Genomic DNA, 18,334 nt, shown 5'->3' with positions numbered 1-18,334 from the left:
TCCACTGCCACGTAACGCCTGGTGGAAAGGTGAAAACCCTCCATTCGATCACAATGCTGGAGACACGTTATGGTTGCTGTCAGTATCCTCCTCCTACTGATTATTATAGGAGCGATGTTTTACCATCGGCTCAGTCTGCTGCTCGGCAGCGCCATCCTGCTGGCCTACTTCGCAGCCATGTCCGCTATGTTGCTGTGGCCCGTCTGGCTGATGATTCCGCTCGTGATTCTGCTGATTCCGATTACGGTTCCGGCTCTGCGCCAAAAGCTGGTTTCCGCTTCCGCGCTGCGCATGTTCCAGAAGGTCATGCCGCCGATGTCGAACACGGAAAAAGAAGCGATTGATGCCGGGACAACCTGGTGGGAAGGCGATCTGTTTCGCGGCGCGCCGGATTGGAAAAAGCTGCATAACTATCCGCGTCCACAGCTGACCGCCGAAGAGCAGGCGTTTATCGACGGGCCGGTTGCTGAAGCCTGCCGAATGGCAAACGACTTTGAAATCACCCACGAACGCGCCGATATCCCGCTAGAACTGTGGGAATACTTAAAAGAGCACCGCTTCTTCGCCATGATCATCAAGAAGCAGTACGGCGGGCTGGAATTCTCGGCCTATGCACAGGCGCAGGTACTGCAAAAACTGGCGGGTGTTTCCAGCATTGTGGCGATCACCGTCGGCGTACCTAACTCACTCGGCCCCGGCGAACTGCTGCAACATTACGGGACAGAAGCGCAAAAAGATCACTACTTGCCACGTCTGGCACGTGGTCAGGAAGTTCCCTGCTTTGCGCTGACCAGCCCGGAAGCGGGTTCGGATGCAGGCTCGATTCCCGATACCGGCATTGTCTGCTACGGCAACTGGCGCGGTGAACAGGTCGTGGGCATGCGCCTGACCTGGAATAAACGCTATATCACTCTCGCCCCCGTCGCCACCGTGCTGGGGCTGGCCTTTAAGCTGTACGATCCCGATCATCTGTTAGGCGATCAAGACGACGTAGGTATTACCTGTGCGTTGATTCCGACGGACACCGACGGCGTTAAAATCGGCCGCCGCCATTTCCCACTGAACGTGCCGTTCCAGAATGGCCCGACGCAAGGTGAGAACATTTTTGTTCCGCTGGATTACATCATCGGCGGCGCGAAGATGGCGGGTCAGGGCTGGCGTATGCTGATGGAGTGTCTGTCGGTCGGACGCGGTATTACGCTACCGTCCAACTCTACCGGTGGGCTGAAATCGATTGCCCTCGGCATCGGTGCTTACGCGCACATTCGCCGCCAGTTCAAAATCTCCATAGGTAAGATGGAAGGTATCGAAGAGCCGCTGGCACGCATCGCGGGTAACGCTTACGTGATGGACGCCGCCGCAACGCTGATTACCAGCGGCATCATGCAGGGCGAAAAACCGGCTGTGCTCTCCGCTATCGTCAAATATCACTGTACCCACCGTGGTCAGCGCAGCGTGATGGATGCGATGGATATCGCCGGCGGTAAAGGCATCTGTCTTGGCCCGTCCAACTTCCTGGCGCGCAGCTATCAGGGCGCACCGATTGCGATTACCGTGGAAGGGGCGAATATTCTGACGCGCAGTATGATCATCTTCGGGCAAGGTGCCATCCGCTGCCACCCTTATGTACTGGAAGAGATGGCAGCCGCGCAGGAAAACGACGTATCACGCTTTGACCGTTCGCTGGTGGGTCACATCGGCCACGTCGGCAGCAACAAAGTACGCAGCTTCTGGCTTGGGTTGACCAACGGCCGCCTGAGTAGCGCACCAGTGAACGACAAAACACGTCGCTACTATCAGCAGCTCAACCGACTCAGCGCAAACCTGGCCCTGCTGGCGGATGTGTCGATGGCGGTATTGGGCGGCAGCCTGAAACGTCGTGAGCGTATCTCGGCACGTCTGGGGGATGTTCTCAGCCAGCTCTATCTGGCTTCCGCGACGCTGAAACGCTATGAGGACGAAGGGCGTCAGAAAGCGGATTTACCGCTGGTGCACTGGGGCGTGCAGGACAGTCTGCATCAGGCCGAGCAGGCGCTGGACGATCTGCTGCGTAACTTCCCGAATCGTGCCGTCGCAGGGCTGCTGACGTTCATCATCTTCCCGCTGGGTCTGCGCTGCCCGGCACCGTCTGACCGCCTCGACCATGAGGTCGCGAAGATTCTGCAAACACCGTCAGAAACGCGCAGCCGTCTGGGACGCGGTCAATATCTGGTTGCCAGCGAACACAACCCTATCGGGCTGCTGGAAGAAGCACTGCTGGATATCATGGCTGCCGAGCCGATTTACCAACGCCTGTCGAAGGCCAGCGACAAACCGCTGCCGTTCATGCGATTGGATCAGTTGGCAGAGCAGGCGCTGGTGGAAGGCCAGATTACCGCAGAAGAAGCGGATATTCTGACCAAAGCCGAAGCCAGCCGCTTACGTTCAATCAACGTGGATGACTTTGCGTTCGACGCACTGGCCGCCAACAAGCCCGCGCCCGTAACGCAACCGGAAAGAAAAACCGAAGCAGCATAAACAGAATCAGGCCGCCAATATGGTGGCCTGTTCTTTCTTTTAGATACTCATCAGTTGTAAAATCCACATCATCTTTCCTTCTGAATGAAACCCGACACATGGCTTACATCCCCAAGAACTACGCCAGACTTGAAAGCGGCTACCGCGAAAAAGCACTCAAACTTTTCCCGTGGGTATGTGGTCGTTGTTCACGCGAATTCGTCTATTCCAACCTGCGTGAATTAACCGTTCACCACATCGATCACGATCACAGCAATAACCCGGAAGACGGCAGTAACTGGGAAATGCTGTGCCTCTACTGCCACGACAATGAGCATTCAAAATATACCGATGCGGATATGTACGGTTCGACGGTCGTCGCGGGTGAAGATGCGCAGAAGGATGTCGGGGTTGCCACCCATAATCCTTTCGCGGATTTGAAGGCGATGATGAATAAAGGGAAGAAATAATCGGTTTGCCGCTCCCATCAGATTCGATGACGGGAGCGGTTATAAAATAGCGTGGCTAACGACGACTAGGCACCGCTCTGCCGTACACGTGCCAGCAGCGCATCCACATCTGCAATATGCGGAGCTGCCAGCACCAGCGTTCTACCCAGCGAAATAGCATGACGCTGACACGCTAAACGTGCTTCCGCCTCCTGAATACTATCCAGATCGGCAACGTGCGCCAGCCCAATCGTGCGGCGAATCAGTTCAGTGCCGCAGTAGCCAACGGCATCCCGCCACACCTGCTGTAAAAACAGCGCGACATAGCCCGATTCCGCCAGTGCCGGATCGTGGCTTTCACTTTCGCTCAATGCCAGAAAACGGGCGGAAAAGGTCTGCCACAGCGTACGAATATCTTCCAGACGTCGTTCGCGCCCAGCCGCCGCCTCGCGCGGAGCCAACAGCCCCGGCAGGCCACAATAATTCAGCAGCAGATTGCCAATTGCCGTGCCGACATCAAAGCCAATCGGCCCGTAAAAACCGAATTCAGCATCAATCGCTTTTAAGCGCCCTTCTGCGACAAAGATCGACCCACTGTGGATGTCACCGTGCAGCAGCGCCTCGGCTTTGCTCAGGAAGCCATGCTTCAGCCCGGCAACCGCCAGCTTCAGCACCCGATCGTCACGCAATGCCAGCACATCCGGCGTCAGCGCGGCATCAAACTGGTTTCTTTCATGATCGATATAAGGGTCGGTAAAGAAAAGATCTTCGGTAATCTGACACAGTTCGGGGTTAGTGAACTGGCTTACCGCCGCTTTCTTCTCATGTGGATGCTGATGAAAATCAGAGGTATGGAATAACGTCTGCGCCAGATATTCTCCCAGCTGTGCCGCCGCCTGAGGATAATCCGCGCCCTTAACCAACTCGCTGCGCCAGATACGATGATCGGAGAGATCTTCTTGCACCATCACCGCCAGTTCGGGATCGTGGTGTAGTACGGTCACGGTATGCTGTGGACAAAACCGCGCGTGCGTCAGCAACGTTTCGGCTTCAATGCGGGCACGATCAAGCGTCAGCGGCCAGGATTCCCCGACGCAGCGCACATAAGGCAGCGCCTGTTTGACAATGACCCGACTAACGCCCGCTTCATCTTTAATTTTAAACACCAGATTCAGATTGCCATCGCCGATCTCTTCTGCGGCTACCAGCGTTTGCGGCTGACTGACACCGCCGTACTGGCGGGCATATTCAACAGCGTCATCCGCCGTAAAAGTGCGGTAAAGTGACATTCCAACTCCTCGCTATGCTTAAATTCAAGATACGGACATAAAAACGTTCGGACGTCTATACATCTATCGGGCATCTTGGCAGAATAAGAATATCGATGCAACATGGATTTAACGACCTATGCAGACACTTAACACAACCAGCCTGAAAATCGTTGATAACCAACTGTGGATCCTCGACCAGCAGGCGCTACCGCAAGAAAAACGCTGGAGCCCGTGTCCAGATGTCGCGTCACTGGTTGAGCATATCCAGACGCTACGCGTACGCGGTGCACCGCTGATTGGCCTGTCCGCCAGCCTGCTACTCGCGTTGCTGGCCGAGAAAGGATTATCGCAGGCCGAACTGGCGCAGGCGCTGGAGACGCTGCGGGCATCGCGCCCTACCGCCGTGAACCTGATGAACAATCTGGATCGCATGAAGCTGGCGCTGGCACAGCCGCAGTTTGTCGATGCGCTGGTACAAGAAGCCCTGCGGTTGGTAGAAGAAGATCGCGCCCTGTGTGAACGCATTGCCGATCACGGCGCAGCGCTGGTTAAGCAAAACAGCCGCTTGCTGACCCACTGCAACACCGGCGGGCTGGCAACGGCAGGCATCGGCACCGCCATCGGCGTGCTGCTGCGCGCACATCAGCAGGGAAAGGTCACTCAGGTGTGGGTCGATGAAACGCGCCCACTCTTGCAGGGCGGACGCCTCACGGCCTGGGAACTGGGTGAGCTAGGTATTCCTTATCAGCTAATCTGTGATTCGATGGCCGCCAGTCTGATGGCGCAGGGTCAGGTCGATGCGATTTGGGTCGGCGCAGACCGCATCGCCGCCAACGGCGACGTCGCTAATAAGATCGGCACTTACAGCCTCGCGGTGCTGGCGCACTATCATCAGATTCCGTTTTACGTCGCGGCACCGCACACCACGCACGATCCCGCGTGCCCGGACGGTCGAGCGATTCCTATCGAGCAGCGCGCTGCCACCGAAGTCACCGGCGTTTCCGGCAGCTTCGGCCACTGCCAGTGGGCACCGCAGAACGCGGCAGTCTACAACCCGGCGTTTGACGTCACCCCCGCAGCATTAATCAGCGGCTGGGTACTCGACACCGGCGTGGTCACCCCACAGGACGTAAAAGAAGGGATCTTTCAGACAGCGTTGAAGTGACGATAAACAAATATTTCCAGGAAATTCAGGATACGCCGCACGGACGCGGCGAAGCCATCACCCAATAGTGACCGTTCCCCCGCCCATCACCACGCCACCACAGCTCACTGCATCACCCGTGCGCGCCGCAGGTTTACCCTCAACGAGTACGCTGGATGAACCGCTGCTAATACTCCGCGCATGACCATGGGGAACCAAAGGATCGCCTTGTCGGGCCAACGGCAGGCCGTCAACCTTAACCGTTGATGAACCCACCGCGACGGGCGTCGGCGGATGACTACCGTGCCCCGTGTCGCTATCGCCTACTTTAACGGCGTTACCCATTTTTTAGTCCTTTTAGTTGATTAGTTCTTTTAACTGAATAGTCAGACTTGCTGCGACCATCATGCAGCGGCCTCGTCATCGGCAGCCAATACCTCTATTCCACGTGGGACGAAGAAATTATTGTTCCTCAACATCGTATTCGCCTGATCGTCCAGCGTAGCGAACCGGAGTTCCTCTGATGCAAAGTCGTGCATAAAATAATTGAAGAAGATATCCGCCTCACGAGGCACCCGTTTGGCTTCATCGAAAAACTTGACTAACGCTGCGCCGTGATACATCTGCCGACGCAGCCCCCTGCTTCTCCGCACATTATCCGCATCATACTCAACCTGCTTCAGCCAGCCCCACTGCGCGTTGAGTTTATCCCGTTCACTTCCACTCACGTTTCGGAGGAGTATCTTGTAGTCATGCAATTTTTCCCCCAGCCAGACGCAGTAGTGGATCATATGCAGTTCGAACACCTCTGGGGTCGGGGCCGTTTTCCCCACCCATTTGCTGTAGAACTCGCTGTATGCCTTCGCGGAGTAGCCCTGCCGACTATCCTGCATGACGAAATACTGGGCTACTCGTGGGTTTTTAGCATCAAGAGTGCGAAAATTGGGAAAAGGCACCTGCGCCCTACGCGCGGTTTCAAGCATTTGTCGCAACGGCACCCGGCACAGCTCGGCACTGGGGCGCTGTTCGTTGGGTAACAGTCCTCCCGTCACGTCTTCACTGATGCCGGGGCATAGCACCTCACGCCAGCCGGACCGGAGCGGCCCCAAAGGCAACAGAGGACGGTATTCTCGTCGTTCATGGGCCGCTATCAGGTGTAAGGCGCTTTTGACTGCGGGGTGGAGGGGTTTATCAAACGCAATCACTTTCGCGCCAAAAGCCGTAGTGATCATACCAACAACAGGGTGCCGGGCAACGAGACCCGCCCCGTCAGAGACAGTTGCCACGGTATCCCCCATGTCCAGCGAGCTGCGGCGTGTGCAGTCGAACAGGCCAGCAAAGATGACCTCAACCTTGCTATCTCCGTAGCGGTATTCGCTTCCCACTTTGGTACAGAGTGTTTCCAGTAATTCATCGATAAATCGCCGGGCTAGCGCCGCCCCCAGATCGGCACCGAACACCGAAATCTGGATCAGTTTGATGGGCAGTTGATTCGCTTTTTTGATATCTGCCAGATTTTTTTTGAACTTATTTTTAGCCAAATCTACCCGCGCATCAACACCGGTCATGAGCAACTCGGCTACTATCGGGTTATCCCGAATCGGTTCGGCGGCTTCGAGCAGCGCGCGGGTCACCGCCTTTTTGGCAGTGGACGCTACGGCATCGAGGCCGCTCTTCATGGTCCGTAGGTCATCCAGCTTATTGGAGAGCACCTGACTCCAGTCCCCTTTGAAAACACCCTTGACAGTATCGACCGCCGTTTCTTTGCCCTGTTCAACCAGTGCATCGGCATAGTCCTCAGGCAGCGCTTTCTGTCTGGCGTCCATAATACTGTCCAGCCTTTCGGATGGCGTATCGTCAAGGGGGGTAGCTAAACCAGGAATATAAACTTTGGCATATGAATATGAAGAGGTGAGTTCAGCCAAAATTATTTCAGGATGGGCACGAAATAAGCGACCAACATTGGTCAGACGCTGGCTTTCTTCATCCACATTGATATTGCGCTTCAGGCCATCAAAGAAAAAGCCGATCTGTAAAGCCAATGAACAAGTACCTATACCTGCCTGATGACGGCTTTCCTCACGAGCAATCCGACACTCCAGATCGTCCCTGTCGATCATCGTCCTCTCCTTGTGCGATAAGGTGCAATTACATCATCCATATCAAGATAGCAACTGCTTACCCAACGAACCATCAGCTTGTTATCTGGTAAGAACAGTACACAAAAATCATTCTGGCCTTTCTCACGTTTAGGCATTGGTAAGACTACAGTATGGATCTCTGGACGATATCCAAGCTCATCATACTGTTTGCGAGTCATCGCAAGTTCCCATTTGATCTTAATGGTGTCACTATTTATTCGATAAGGGCCTGCTGTGCCACCGCTGGTATTAAGCCCATCAAATGCGTCGGTATTCCCCCCCATATTGCCATTGACGTATACATAGCTAATGGGGCGATCGATCACCGAATGGACAACGATTGACGCTCCGCCATGCCGTTCCTGAATCAGAAACGTCCAGCCCAGCCAAAGCACCAGCAGAATGCTTGCCGTCCACCGCCCCCAGCGCGGCAAGATCTGCCATATCGCCGTGATCAGCCCCGAGATCACTCTTGTTAAACCGCTTGCCACGCTCATGTTCGTCCCTTTTGTTCTTGCTGATTCAATTCCTTTGCCACACGCTGAGTCGCTATCGTGCCTGCCTGATGACAGCTTTCCTCACGCGCAACGCGACATTCAAGATCATCCCAATCCACTTTACTTATCTCCTTGTTCTATAGGTATCGACGATGCTATCCATTTCAACGACACAGCTTTCAGCCCACCTGATCATCGGTTTGTTATCAGGTAGCATCAGCACACAAAAGCTATTCTGTCCCTTCTCACGTTTCGGCATTGGTAGAGTGATGGTATGTTTCTCAGGCTGGAGTCCCTGCTCTTCTTGTTGTTTTAGAGTGGCACTCAATAGCCAATCTATTTTGACTATGTCACCCTCTATCCGATAGGGGCCTGCACTTCCCCCTCCCCCGGCATGAAATCCATCAAACGCAAAGGTATTGCTACCCATATTGCCGTTAACGTACACATAGCTAATGGGGCGGTCGATCACCGAATGGACAACGATTGACGCTCCGCCATGCCGTTCCTGAATCAGAAACGTCCAGCCCAGCCAAAGCGCCAGCAGGATGCTTGCCGTCCACCGCCCCCAGCGCGGCAGTATCTGCCATATCGCTGTGATCAGCCCCGAGATGACTCTTGTCAAACCGCTTGCCACGCTCATGTTCGTCCCTTTTGTTCTTCCAACGCCTGACGCCCACCTTCCAGATAGGCGAATGCCCATAACCGACGTTGGCCATCTACCGCTCCGGCCTGCTCCGCTTTTCTCAGCGCCTTGCGGACCATGCTCATTCTTTCGCAGGGCGGGAAATGTCTGATGCTATCCCCCTCTTGCCACAGAGCGAGCAGGCGATGCTCGTCAGGCGAACCTTGCAACGCTTGATATAACTCAGGCGTCAATCTCACCAGAACAGGTTCAGTGGGAGGAATCGATAGACTCAGTTCGCGCCAACTGCCGTCGCATTCTCGTAACCACCAGCGATCGATCCCGCCAAACAGCCCACCGAGCCACGGGGCGTCGTGTTGTTCAACAAGCAGAGGCAACGCGTACGGCGTGTAGAACCGCAGCAGTTGGCTAAATTGCCCTGCGGGTTCAATCACCCTCACCCCCAAAGCCAGTTGCTTTTGCAAAGCGCTAAGGGATTGGTCGCTCTCCAACAGGCCAACCACGTGCCCCTGCTGAACAAGCGTCGCCAGTAATCTTTCATCCTCTGGTGGACAATGCCAAAGCCAGGGACCCAGATTGATCAGTTCAAACAAGTCATCATGAAAATAGAGCGGTAAAAACGGATTTTTACTCAACCGTTCGCGCTGTTCAGCGGTGAGATTCGCCCCTTCCAGCAGAGCGATACAGGCACCCCGGTGCCAGATAGTTTCAGGTAGCATCTTATTCTCCCTGTATTAACGCATCGCCCTGCGCCATGGCACGCAGCAGACAGGGAATACAGACCGGTTTTTCAAGAGGCGGTATTTTGGGCAATGGGGGCGGCGCCATCACCTCAACCGCTCCCGGTAATGAGGGCAGTTGGCCTGCCCAACCAGAGCCACAACCCGGGCTGCCCCCTGAATTCATCTTGATGCCGGGGCCGACTAGCGTCACGCCGCTGGGATCGATCTTCACGAAGCTTCCTCCGACTTTCAGCGTCAGCTCCGCGCCCGCTTCAAGAACCACCTTAGCCCCCGCTTTTACATGCACTTCCTCACCCGCCTCGACCAGCAAAGCCTGCCCCAGTTTCTGATGCATCGACGCATCAACGGTCAGCGAGAGAGCGCCTTTCACGTGGTCACGTTTCTCGTTCTCAACCGTCAGGTGATCGTTGGCTTTAACGCGGGTGACTCGCTCATTATCAATCTCCGTGTGGGCATCATGTTTGATGTGCCAGACCACGTCATTCTCAACGAGCGCCTTGAGATCTTTCTGCCCGTGAAGATAAATCTCCTCCTGACCGGCCTGATCCTCGAAGCGCAGTTCATTAAACCCTTCTCCCTGATGCGTCTTCGTGCGCAGTACGGTTCGTGTCTTATTAGCAGGCAGCGGATAGGGAGATGGATTGGTGGCGTGGAAAGTACGCCCGGTGACAATCGGCTGGTCCGGGTCGCCTTCAAGGAAGCTGACGATCACTTCATGGCCGATACGCGGGATGGCAATCATACCGTACTGGCCACCCGCCCAGCCCTGGCTGACCCGCACCCAGCAGGAACTCTGGTCGTTACTGGCACCGTAGCGATCCCACGGGAATTGCAGTTTTACCCGACCATACTGGTCGCAGTAGATTTCTTCCCCCGTTGGGCCGACGACGGTGGCGATTTGCGGGCCGTCCACCATCGGTTTGTAGGGCATGGCAGCACGCCACGTCGTCGTGCCTTTCACTACCGCAAAACTGTTGCTCATGGTGGTCGGTTCGCCGCCGCTTTCCTCTTCCAGCGCCTGCGGCTGTTGCCCGACGTGCGTCACGCTCACCGTCTGCCAGACCGCATTCAGCGTCGCATTCGGGTGCTCCGTCAGCGTGAAGGTGCTACCCGGCATCAGCCCCGCGCAGTTGGATTCCCCTTCGCTCGTCACCGCCCCTGAGCGCAGCGCATCCAGTCGGTAGCCGCTGAACGCCTTGCCGCTCGGGTCTTGCTTATAGCGCCCCGGGTAGTCGTAATGCTGATAGCTTTCGCGCTGGTGCTCTAGCTCGCCGCTCATTTTCTTGTGCGACAGCCCGTAAGCCGGTGTCTTGAAGCTGTAGTCTTTCAGCTCGACTTCAGCCGTACTCACTCGCTCCGCGTAGTGGAAGCGCCGGACATATTCGCCCTCACTCAGCCCCTGCGTCGCCAGATTGAAGAACAGCTCGGGGCCTTTGGTCAGTGCGCCCGCATCGTCAGCAAACACCACCCGGTGTTTACCCTCTTCGTATTCGTGGAAGAAATACAGGCCCTCCTCGGCAGCCAGCCGGGTGATAAAGGCTAAATCGCTTTCCCGATACTGCACGCAGTATTCTCGCACCGCATGCTCGTTACGCAGCGCAAAGGCGTAGTCGGTGATACCGGCTTCTTCCAGCAGCGCCCCGATAATCGCCTCCGGCTTCTGCGCCTGAAAGATGCGGGCGTTGGTGCGTAATCCCAGTCGCCACAGGGCCGGACGGACTTCTATCTGATAGCGCGTGCGCCGAAAACCGGTGTCACCCTGCGTAAAGCCGCTGATAATCCCGCTGACCCGACGTTTCAGTTCGCCTTCATACCAAATCATCAGCTCGCACGGCTGGTCCAGCACCGCGCCGAAATCCACATCCGGCAACGCGCTCGCCAGACTCAGCGACAGGCTGAAAGGCCGGTTCAGCCCTTCATCCAGCCTGAAATCCACCACCGCGAAAGTGCCTGCTTCCAGGGCACCGACCTTTACGGTGAACTGTAATCCTGTACTGTTTGCCATCGGCTTTCTCCTTATTTTTATGTTTTTACTGCTGCCACGGCGACCGCATGCGCCATCCTGGCTAAACGCCACATGAGTAAAAACGCCACGCAGGTGAAAAGCGCAGAGCATTTAAATTGAGCAGCGATTTGGTATGTTCACGTCGTGGGAAACAAGAAGGTCGCGAGGTTGAAACGGTATGAAGAGTGGTGAAAACGTTCCATGTGGCATCCTTGACGCTATTCCTTTTAAGAAAATACGCGTAAAGGATAACAAGATGTTCATAGTGCTAATAGCGCAAAAAAAGGCCTAAAACCAAGCAAGCACATTGATTAATATTAAAATAATATCATTTTGAATAAATTAGATAGCGAATCAAAAAAGACTCATCATTATATGAGAACAGGGCATTCACCCTGTTCTCAACCTATTGATAAACCATTTTTATTCATGGGATAAGGGCATAGCCCCCTACGCGCTACCGCTCCAGCTTCGGATACACATCCGCAATCTTATCGCCGGTAAAATGCGCGATCCAGCCTTCCGGGTTATCGAACAGGCGGATGGCGGTGAAGTGCGGTTCCGGTCCCATATCAAACCAGTGCGCGGTGCCCGCGGGTACGGATAGCAGATCGTTCTTCTCACACAGGATCTGGTAAATCTTGCCGTTAAGGTGCAGACAGAACAGCCCCGCACCTTCGACGAAAAAACGCACTTCGTCTTCGTGATGCACATGCTCGGATAAAAACTTGGTGCGTAGCTCCGCGCGCTGCGGATTATCGGAACGCATGCTGATGACATCCCAGCTCTGATAGCCTTTTTCTGCCACCAGCTTGTCGATTTCATGCTGATAAGCGGCCAGCACTTCCTCAGATGACGGTGCATCGCTCAGCTTCTGACTGGCTTCCCAGCGTTCAAAACGTACGCCGATGTCGTTCAGCTGTTTCTGAATCGCCTCGGCATCCTGACTTTGCCAAATCGGCTGGCTGGCATCGCTGTCGCTAAAAATGGTTAATCCACTCATTGGGCGTACTCCGGTAAGTCGATCTGGTCAAAACGTGCCACCTGACGGTGACGGCTTACGTTATCCGCATCATCGCGAATAAGCTGACAGGTGTGCCAACCGGCTTCCTGCGCGGCATCCAGCTCCTGACGAATGTCCGACAGGAACAACAGTTGCTCAGCAGGCAGCCCAATGGCTTGTGCAATCGTGCGATAAGAGCCGGTCTCCCGCTTCGCACCGACGCGGGTATCAAAATAGTCGCTGAACAGCGGGCGCAGATCGCCCGCGTTGCTATAGCCGAACAGCAGCTGCTGCGCTTCTACCGAACCTGATGAATACACATACAGGCGCAGGCCCTGCTGCTGCCATGCGGCTAGCTGTGCTGCCACTTCAGGGTATAGATGCCCCTGAAAATCGCCGTTACGGTAGCCCGCACGCCAGATAATGCCTTGCAGTTGCTTCAACGCGGTGGATTTACGATCTTCATCCATAAACTGGTTCAGCGCGGTAATCAGCGTCTCGCTATCCGCATCCGGCTGACCTAGCTCCTGACGCAACGCATCCAGCGCCTGCGCGATCTCAGGATCGCTACCGTGCTGGCGAACGGTGTCGGCCAGACGTTCGCGGGCATAAGGGAACAGCACGCTGTGAACAAAACGGATATCGCTGGTGGTACCTTCAATATCCGTCAAAATGGCCTTAATCATGCTTTCGCCTCCAGCAGTCGACGTTGCAATTCGCACTGGAACAGGAACTCCAGCCCTTCCAGATGACGACGCGCTTCTTTCACCGTCGCGCCCCAGCAGTAAAGACCGTGACCGCGCACCAGAAAACCGTAGCGTAGCGGCGTGTGCCTAGCGTACTCGGTTACCCGCTGCGCCAGCGCCGGAATATCCTGATCGTTATCGAAAATCGGGATCGCCACGCGATCCAAATGGGTGGTTTGCCCCGCCAGCGACTTTTGCATTTCGTAGCCGTGCAACACCAGTTCAGCGCCCTTCTCTACCCGGGACAGCACCGTCGCGTTCACCGAGTGCGTATGCAGCACCGCACCAATAGTCGGCTCGCGGCGATATAATAGCGTATGCAGCCCCGTTTCCGCCGACGGCGTGCGACCACTCGGCACATGATTAGTGGCAATCTCCACCAGCAGGAAATCCTCTGCCTGAAGGCTGCCTTTGTCTTTACCCGATTCAGTAATCAGGCACTGCGCGTCATCAAGGCGTACGGACATATTGCCGCCCGTCGCCGGACACCAGCCTTTCTCGCCGATCCAGTGGCAGGCCGCAAGCAGCGCCGTCAATTGTTGATTTTCAGTCATGAGGCTTCCCGTTTTGGTCTTTCTGTTTCAAAGCATGCAGTTGCAGGTTTAGATCTTTTCATTATGTCTTAGCACGCAAAGGCATTTAGCCGTTTAAACGTCCAAGCGTCTTGATTGCCAAATACTAACAGCATGTTATATTACCAAGCAATACAGGCTTGCAGGAGTTCCACCCCGCTATGAGCGCCGCTCTGATCCCCGACAGTAAACTGCCTTCGCTGGGCACCACCATTTTTACCCAGATGAGTGCGCTGGCCCAACAGCATCAGGCCATCAATCTATCACAAGGTTTCCCTGATTTTGACGGCCCGGACTATTTACAACAGCGGCTGGCGTATCACGTCAGTCAGGGCGCCAACCAATATGCGCCAATGACTGGCGTCGCGCCGCTGCGTCAGGCGATTGCTGAAAAAACGGAAGAACTGTACGGCTGGCGACCGGATGCCGATAGCGAAGTGACCGTTACGGCGGGGGCGACTGAAGCGCTGTTTGCCGCCATTGCCGCGCTGGTTCGCCCCGGCGACGAAGTGGTTTGTTTCGATCCCAGCTATGACAGCTATGCGCCCGCCGTGACGCTGGCCGGCGGCGTACTCAAGCGCATCGCCTTGCAGCCACCCGCCTTTCGCGTGGACTGGTCGCATTTTTCTGAGCTGCTGAGCGACCGCACTCGTTTGGTCATCCTGAATACGCCGCACAACCCGTCCGCCACCGTCTGGCAGAAGGCAGATTTTGAGCAGCTGTGGCAGGCAATTGCCGCGCGCAACATCTTCGTGCTGAGCGATGAAGTCTACGAACACATCTGTTTTGACAGCGAAGGACACGCCAGCGTACTGGCCCATCCGTCGCTGCGCCAACGCGCTATCGCCGTTTCATCATTTGGCAAAACGTTCCACATGACCGGCTGGAAAGTCGGTTATTGCGTCGCCCCAGCCGCCTTAAGCGCAGAAGTGCGGAAAGTTCACCAGTATCTGACGTTCTCCGTGAATACGCCCGCGCAGTTCGCGATTGCCGATATGCTGCGTGAACAGCCGCAACACTGGCGTGAACTGCCCGATTTTTACCGCGCGCGTCGCGATCGCTTCATCAAGGCGCTGGCAGGCAGCCGTTTCGAGATTCTGCCCTGCGAAGGCACTTACTTCCTGCTGGCGGACTATCGGGCAATTTCCGATCTGGACGATGTCAGCTTCTGCCGCTGGCTGACCGAGCACGTTGGCGTTGCCGCCATTCCGCTGTCCGTCTTTTGCGCCGCTCCGTTCCCACATACGTTGATTCGACTATGCTTTGCTAAACAGGAAGCAACGTTGGATGCCGCTGCGGAGCGTTTATGTCGACTTTAAAGATTTCATTGCTGCAACAGCCGCTGGTCTGGCGCGATGGCGAAGCCAACCTGCGCCACTTCGATACCTTATTGGCAGAGATGAGCGGGCGTGATGTGATTGTCCTGCCGGAGATGTTCACCACCGGCTTTGCGATGGAAGCCGCCAAAGGCAGTCTGGATCAGTCGGTTGTAGAGGCGTGGCTGCACCAGTGGGCGCAGAAGGCAAATGCGCTGATCGGCGGTAGCGTCGCGGTAAATACGCCAAAAGGTGCGGTGAACCGGTTCCTGCTGGTCGATCCGCACGGCGAGGTGCATCACTACGATAAACGCCACCTGTTCCGCATGGCGGACGAACACCATCACTATCAGGCAGGCACGGAGCGGGTCACCCTTGAGTGGCGCGGCTGGCGTATCTGTCCGATGATCTGCTACGACCTGCGTTTCCCGGTCTGGTCACGCAACCGGCAGGACTACGATCTGGCGCTGTATGTCGCCAACTGGCCAGCGCCACGAGCCGCACACTGGCAGACGCTTCTGGCGGCGCGTGCCATTGAGAATCAGGCCTACGTGGCAGGCTGCAACCGCGTCGGCACCGACGGCAACGGCCACAGCTACCGCGGCGATAGCCTGATTATTAATGCGCAAGGGGACATTCTGGCATCTGCCGCTCCCAACCAGCCTGCCCGTCTGGACGCCGAGCTGTCGCTGGAAGCGTTGCAAAGCTACCGGGAATCCTTCCCTGCCTGGCGCGATGCCGATCGCTTTACGCTGTAGCTGTCGTTACTGTGCAGAGGCGTGATAGAACACCGCCTGATAGAACGCCTGTAGCGCCAGCGCCACATCTGCCGTGGTCACGGACTCGTCAGGATGGTGGCTGATGCCGCCGCGGCAGCGGACAAACAACATCGCCACCGGCCAGCGTTCGGCAATAGCAATCGCATCGTGCCCCGCGCCGCTTGGCAACATCAGCGTTTTGCCTTGTACCTGCGTTACCGCCTCATTTAATACCGACTGCAAGGCGGGATCGCAGCGGGTTGCCGCAATGCGATAATATTCTTCGGCGCTGAACTGGCAGCCGCGCTGGTGCGCGATAGTCTGCCCCAGCGTCAGGAGTGTTTGTAGCAGCGCATCCAGCGGTGCATCCTCCGGCCCGCGAATATCCAGCGTCATCTTCACCTCACCGGGAATAACGTTCGCCGCGCCCGGTAAGCACTGTAATGTGCCAAACGTGGCGACCAGATGAGGATCGCTTTCCCGCGTTATCCGCTCAGCCTGTGCCATCCAGTCGGCGGCCGCCGCCAGCGCATCCTGCCGCTGCGTCATCGGCACCGTGCCCGCATGCCCCGCGAGCCCGAGGAATGTGCAGTTGAGCCGCCGCGCCCCATTGATCGCGGTGACCACGCCCAGCGCCAGATCCTGCTGTTCCAGACACGGCCCTTGCTCGATGTGTAACTCCAGATAGGCGGTGATATCGCTGACCGGACGTGCTGCGTGCACCACCTCAAGCGGATCCAGCCCCGCAATGGTCAACGCCTGCGCCACACTGGTGCCCTCGGCATCCTGACACTCCAGCCAGTTCTCCGGCCAGGTGCCCGTCAATCCCCGACTGCCCAGCAGCGTAATGCCAAAACGCGTGCCTTCTTCATCGCCGAAGCCGATGATTTCCAACGCCACGGGTAAACGCATCCCTTGTTGATGGAACGCACGTACCACTTCAATCGCGGTCAATACGCCCAGCATGCCGTCATAGCGTCCGGCATTGCGCACCGTATCCAGATGCGAACCGAGCAACAGCGCTGGCGCATCCGGTGTTAATCCTTCATAGCGACCACAAATGTTGCCAACGCTATCCTGCCAGACGTTCATGCCCGCTTCGCGCATCCATTCACCCACCTGTGCATTGGCACGCAGGTGCTCCAGCGACAGATAAACACGGGTCAGTTGGCCGGGTGTTTCGCTGATTTCCGCCAGCGCATCGCAGCGCGACATAATCTGCTCAGCAGCGACCTGTGCAGCAGCGGGCAACATCAACATTTCACTCATGCACGACCCTCATCCGCCGCATAGCAATTCCAGGCGGCCTGCAAGGCTTCGCCCTGCACGGTACGGAAGCCAAGGCGATTCAACACCGCTTCCAGCGCTGTCAGCGTTTGCATCACGCAGTCTTTACGCGCGTTGTAGCCCATTGTCCCGATGCGCCAGATCTTGCCCTGAAGCGGGCCAAATGACGTGCCGATCTCAATGGCGAAATCTTCCAGCAGCAGCTTACGCACCTGTTCACCGTGAACGCCGTCAGGAATCACCACGCCCAGTACGTTATTCATTTTGTGGGTCAGTGAACCAAAGGTATCCAGCCCCATTCCCTGAATCCCCGCCACCAGCGCACTGCCGTGCAGCGCATGGCGGGCAATACTGCGATCCAACCCTTCTTCGAGGATCGTTCGGGCACACTCGCGTGCGGCGAACAGCATGCTCGTCGCCTCGGTGTGGTGGTTCAGGCGCTCCGGCCCCCAGTAATCCATTACCATGCCCAGATCGAAATAGTTGGAATAGATCATCTCGTCGTCGCCGTCCTGATGCGCGTCCGTTCGGATCCCCTGCTCAATACATTTACGACGGCGGATCACCGCTTCCATTTGCGAACTGAGCGTGATCGGTGAACTGCCAGATGGCCCGCCGAGACATTTCTGCAATCCGGCGGAAACCGCATCCAGTCCCCACTTATCCGTTTCCAGCGGATTACCGCCAAAAGACGCAGTGGCATCGGTATAAAACAGTACGCCGTGACGGCGGCAGATCTCGCCCAGTTCCTCCAGCGGTTGCAGCATGGTGGTCGACGTATCGCCCTGCACCGTCAGCAGTAAACGCGGGCGTACCGTTTTGATCGCATCTTCGATTTGATCCGGCGAGAACACCTCGCCCCACGGTACTTCAATGGTATGAACATCAGCACGACAGCGGCGGGCAATCTCACACAGCAGATGACCAAAACGACCAAACACCGGCACCAGCACCTTATCGCCGGGGCGGATCGCCGACAGCAGAATCGCTTCAATCCCCGCGCGCGAGGTGCCATCGACCAGCATCGTCCAGCGGTTTTCCGTGCGGAAAAGCTGGCGATAGAGCGCCATGACCTGATTCATGTAGTTCGTCATCGCGGGGTCATACTGACCCACCAATTGACTGGCCATTGCCCGTAATACGCGCGGATCGGCATTGATCGGCCCCGGCCCCATCAGCAGGCGATGAGGGGGATTGATTTGCGCGTACAGTTCGCTGTTCATGGTTATGTGCTCCAGATTCTTTACGTTACCGATCTGC

At 56.4% G+C, this 18,334-nt stretch carries 17 protein-coding genes; 5 read left to right on the top strand and 12 right to left on the bottom strand.

From position 1 onward, the window contains the following. Positions 1-69 precede the first annotated feature (69 nt). Positions 70-2,517, top strand: coding sequence for an acyl-CoA dehydrogenase FadE (gene fadE, locus Q3A88_RS15710; protein ID WP_110164082.1), 2,448 nt, complete (start codon positions 70-72; stop codon positions 2,515-2,517). A 98-nt stretch (positions 2,518-2,615) separates the two neighbouring features. Further along, entirely contained in the window at positions 2,616-2,966 is a 351-nt protein-coding gene (gene yajD, locus Q3A88_RS15705; protein WP_039277633.1) for an HNH nuclease YajD, read from the top strand. 65 nt (positions 2,967-3,031) lie between these two features. Here yajD and mtnK read toward each other — a convergent pair whose 3' ends face one another. After that, positions 3,032-4,234 carry an S-methyl-5-thioribose kinase gene (gene mtnK / locus Q3A88_RS15700; RefSeq protein ID WP_110164083.1) on the bottom strand — a complete coding sequence of 401 codons (1,203 nt, stop codon included), beginning with the start codon at positions 4,232-4,234 and terminating at the stop codon, positions 3,032-3,034. Positions 4,235-4,352: 118 nt separating this feature from the next. Here mtnK and mtnA point away from each other — a divergent pair, with 118 nt between their 5' ends. After that, complete coding sequence (gene mtnA / locus Q3A88_RS15695; protein ID WP_110164084.1) at positions 4,353-5,381, top strand: S-methyl-5-thioribose-1-phosphate isomerase; 1,029 nt, start codon at positions 4,353-4,355, stop codon at positions 5,379-5,381. A 57-nt stretch (positions 5,382-5,438) separates the two neighbouring features. On the opposite strand, the gene Q3A88_RS15690 is transcribed toward mtnA, so the two are convergent. From Q3A88_RS15690 to Q3A88_RS15650, 9 genes are all read right to left on the bottom strand, one after another. Continuing rightward, complete coding sequence (locus Q3A88_RS15690; protein ID WP_110164085.1) at positions 5,439-5,705, bottom strand: type VI secretion system PAAR protein; 267 nt, start codon at positions 5,703-5,705, stop codon at positions 5,439-5,441. Positions 5,706-5,764: 59 nt separating this feature from the next. Next, a complete protein-coding gene (locus Q3A88_RS15685; protein ID WP_110164086.1) occupies positions 5,765-7,480 on the bottom strand; it encodes a DUF2235 domain-containing protein in 1,716 nt (571 codons plus the stop codon). Further along, the gene (locus Q3A88_RS15680) at positions 7,477-7,998 is read right to left on the bottom strand and encodes a hypothetical protein (protein WP_317178243.1); all 522 of its coding nucleotides are present in this window, start codon (positions 7,996-7,998) and stop codon (positions 7,477-7,479) included. The genes Q3A88_RS15685 and Q3A88_RS15680 overlap by 4 nt, the downstream gene beginning before the upstream one ends. Before the next feature lie 124 nt (positions 7,999-8,122). After that, positions 8,123-8,641, bottom strand: a complete 519-nt coding sequence (locus Q3A88_RS15675) for a hypothetical protein (protein WP_110164088.1) — start codon at positions 8,639-8,641, stop codon at positions 8,123-8,125. Then, the gene (locus Q3A88_RS15670; RefSeq protein ID WP_317178242.1) at positions 8,638-9,363 is read right to left on the bottom strand and encodes a DUF4123 domain-containing protein; all 726 of its coding nucleotides are present in this window, start codon (positions 9,361-9,363) and stop codon (positions 8,638-8,640) included. The genes Q3A88_RS15675 and Q3A88_RS15670 overlap by 4 nt, the downstream gene beginning before the upstream one ends. Position 9,364: 1 nt before the next feature. After that, positions 9,365-11,392 carry a type VI secretion system tip protein TssI/VgrG gene (tssI, locus tag Q3A88_RS15665; protein WP_317178241.1) on the bottom strand — a complete coding sequence of 676 codons (2,028 nt, stop codon included), beginning with the start codon at positions 11,390-11,392 and terminating at the stop codon, positions 9,365-9,367. Between the two features lie 457 nt (positions 11,393-11,849). Then, positions 11,850-12,395, bottom strand: a complete 546-nt coding sequence (locus tag Q3A88_RS15660) for a 1,2-dihydroxy-3-keto-5-methylthiopentene dioxygenase (RefSeq protein ID WP_014916418.1) — start codon at positions 12,393-12,395, stop codon at positions 11,850-11,852. Beyond that, on the bottom strand, positions 12,392-13,081 hold the full coding sequence (gene mtnC, locus Q3A88_RS15655; protein ID WP_317178240.1) for an acireductone synthase: 690 nt from the start codon (positions 13,079-13,081) through the stop codon (positions 12,392-12,394). Before mtnC ends, Q3A88_RS15660 begins: the two co-directional genes overlap by 4 nt. Next, on the bottom strand, positions 13,078-13,695 hold the full coding sequence (locus Q3A88_RS15650; protein WP_317178239.1) for a methylthioribulose 1-phosphate dehydratase: 618 nt from the start codon (positions 13,693-13,695) through the stop codon (positions 13,078-13,080). The genes mtnC and Q3A88_RS15650 overlap by 4 nt, the downstream gene beginning before the upstream one ends. A 179-nt stretch (positions 13,696-13,874) precedes the next feature. On the opposite strand from Q3A88_RS15650, the gene Q3A88_RS15645 reads away from it, so the two are divergent. Next, positions 13,875-15,032, top strand: coding sequence for a pyridoxal phosphate-dependent aminotransferase (locus Q3A88_RS15645; RefSeq protein WP_317178238.1), 1,158 nt, complete (start codon positions 13,875-13,877; stop codon positions 15,030-15,032). Continuing rightward, entirely contained in the window at positions 15,020-15,787 is a 768-nt protein-coding gene (locus Q3A88_RS15640; RefSeq protein WP_317178237.1) for an amidohydrolase, read from the top strand. Before Q3A88_RS15645 ends, Q3A88_RS15640 begins: the two co-directional genes overlap by 13 nt. Positions 15,788-15,793: 6 nt before the next feature. Here Q3A88_RS15640 and hpxK read toward each other — a convergent pair whose 3' ends face one another. Further along, complete coding sequence (hpxK, locus tag Q3A88_RS15635) at positions 15,794-17,056, bottom strand: allantoate amidohydrolase (RefSeq protein WP_317178236.1); 1,263 nt, start codon at positions 17,054-17,056, stop codon at positions 15,794-15,796. Beyond that, on the bottom strand, positions 17,053-18,297 hold the full coding sequence (locus tag Q3A88_RS15630) for a pyridoxal-phosphate-dependent aminotransferase family protein (RefSeq protein WP_233991230.1): 1,245 nt from the start codon (positions 18,295-18,297) through the stop codon (positions 17,053-17,055). The genes hpxK and Q3A88_RS15630 overlap by 4 nt, the downstream gene beginning before the upstream one ends. Positions 18,298-18,334: the final 37 nt, after the last annotated feature.

It is taken from the genome of Pectobacterium sp. HCp5_1 (assembly GCF_032905925.1).
GTDB classification, from domain to species: Bacteria; Pseudomonadota; Gammaproteobacteria; order Enterobacterales; family Enterobacteriaceae; genus Pectobacterium; species Pectobacterium brasiliense_A.
Note: the sequence above shows the minus strand (reverse complement) of the source record. Positions and strands in the feature narration are given on the sequence as shown.

Coding starts and splice junctions, on each gene's coding strand:
- fadE (WP_110164082.1), top strand. CDS start 70: ATGGTTGCTGTCAGTATCCTCCTCCTACTGATTATTATAGGAGCGATG.
- yajD (WP_039277633.1), top strand. CDS start 2,616: ATGGCTTACATCCCCAAGAACTACGCCAGACTTGAAAGCGGCTACCGC.
- mtnK (WP_110164083.1), bottom strand. CDS start 4,234: ATGTCACTTTACCGCACTTTTACGGCGGATGACGCTGTTGAATATGCC.
- mtnA (WP_110164084.1), top strand. CDS start 4,353: ATGCAGACACTTAACACAACCAGCCTGAAAATCGTTGATAACCAACTG.
- Q3A88_RS15690 (WP_110164085.1), bottom strand. CDS start 5,705: ATGGGTAACGCCGTTAAAGTAGGCGATAGCGACACGGGGCACGGTAGT.
- Q3A88_RS15685 (WP_110164086.1), bottom strand. CDS start 7,480: ATGATCGACAGGGACGATCTGGAGTGTCGGATTGCTCGTGAGGAAAGC.
- Q3A88_RS15680 (WP_317178243.1), bottom strand. CDS start 7,998: ATGAGCGTGGCAAGCGGTTTAACAAGAGTGATCTCGGGGCTGATCACG.
- Q3A88_RS15675 (WP_110164088.1), bottom strand. CDS start 8,641: ATGAGCGTGGCAAGCGGTTTGACAAGAGTCATCTCGGGGCTGATCACA.
- Q3A88_RS15670 (WP_317178242.1), bottom strand. CDS start 9,363: ATGCTACCTGAAACTATCTGGCACCGGGGTGCCTGTATCGCTCTGCTG.
- tssI (WP_317178241.1), bottom strand. CDS start 11,392: ATGGCAAACAGTACAGGATTACAGTTCACCGTAAAGGTCGGTGCCCTG.
- Q3A88_RS15660 (WP_014916418.1), bottom strand. CDS start 12,395: ATGAGTGGATTAACCATTTTTAGCGACAGCGATGCCAGCCAGCCGATT.
- mtnC (WP_317178240.1), bottom strand. CDS start 13,081: ATGATTAAGGCCATTTTGACGGATATTGAAGGTACCACCAGCGATATC.
- Q3A88_RS15650 (WP_317178239.1), bottom strand. CDS start 13,695: ATGACTGAAAATCAACAATTGACGGCGCTGCTTGCGGCCTGCCACTGG.
- Q3A88_RS15645 (WP_317178238.1), top strand. CDS start 13,875: ATGAGCGCCGCTCTGATCCCCGACAGTAAACTGCCTTCGCTGGGCACC.
- Q3A88_RS15640 (WP_317178237.1), top strand. CDS start 15,020: ATGTCGACTTTAAAGATTTCATTGCTGCAACAGCCGCTGGTCTGGCGC.
- hpxK (WP_317178236.1), bottom strand. CDS start 17,056: ATGAGTGAAATGTTGATGTTGCCCGCTGCTGCACAGGTCGCTGCTGAG.
- Q3A88_RS15630 (WP_233991230.1), bottom strand. CDS start 18,297: ATGAACAGCGAACTGTACGCGCAAATCAATCCCCCTCATCGCCTGCTG.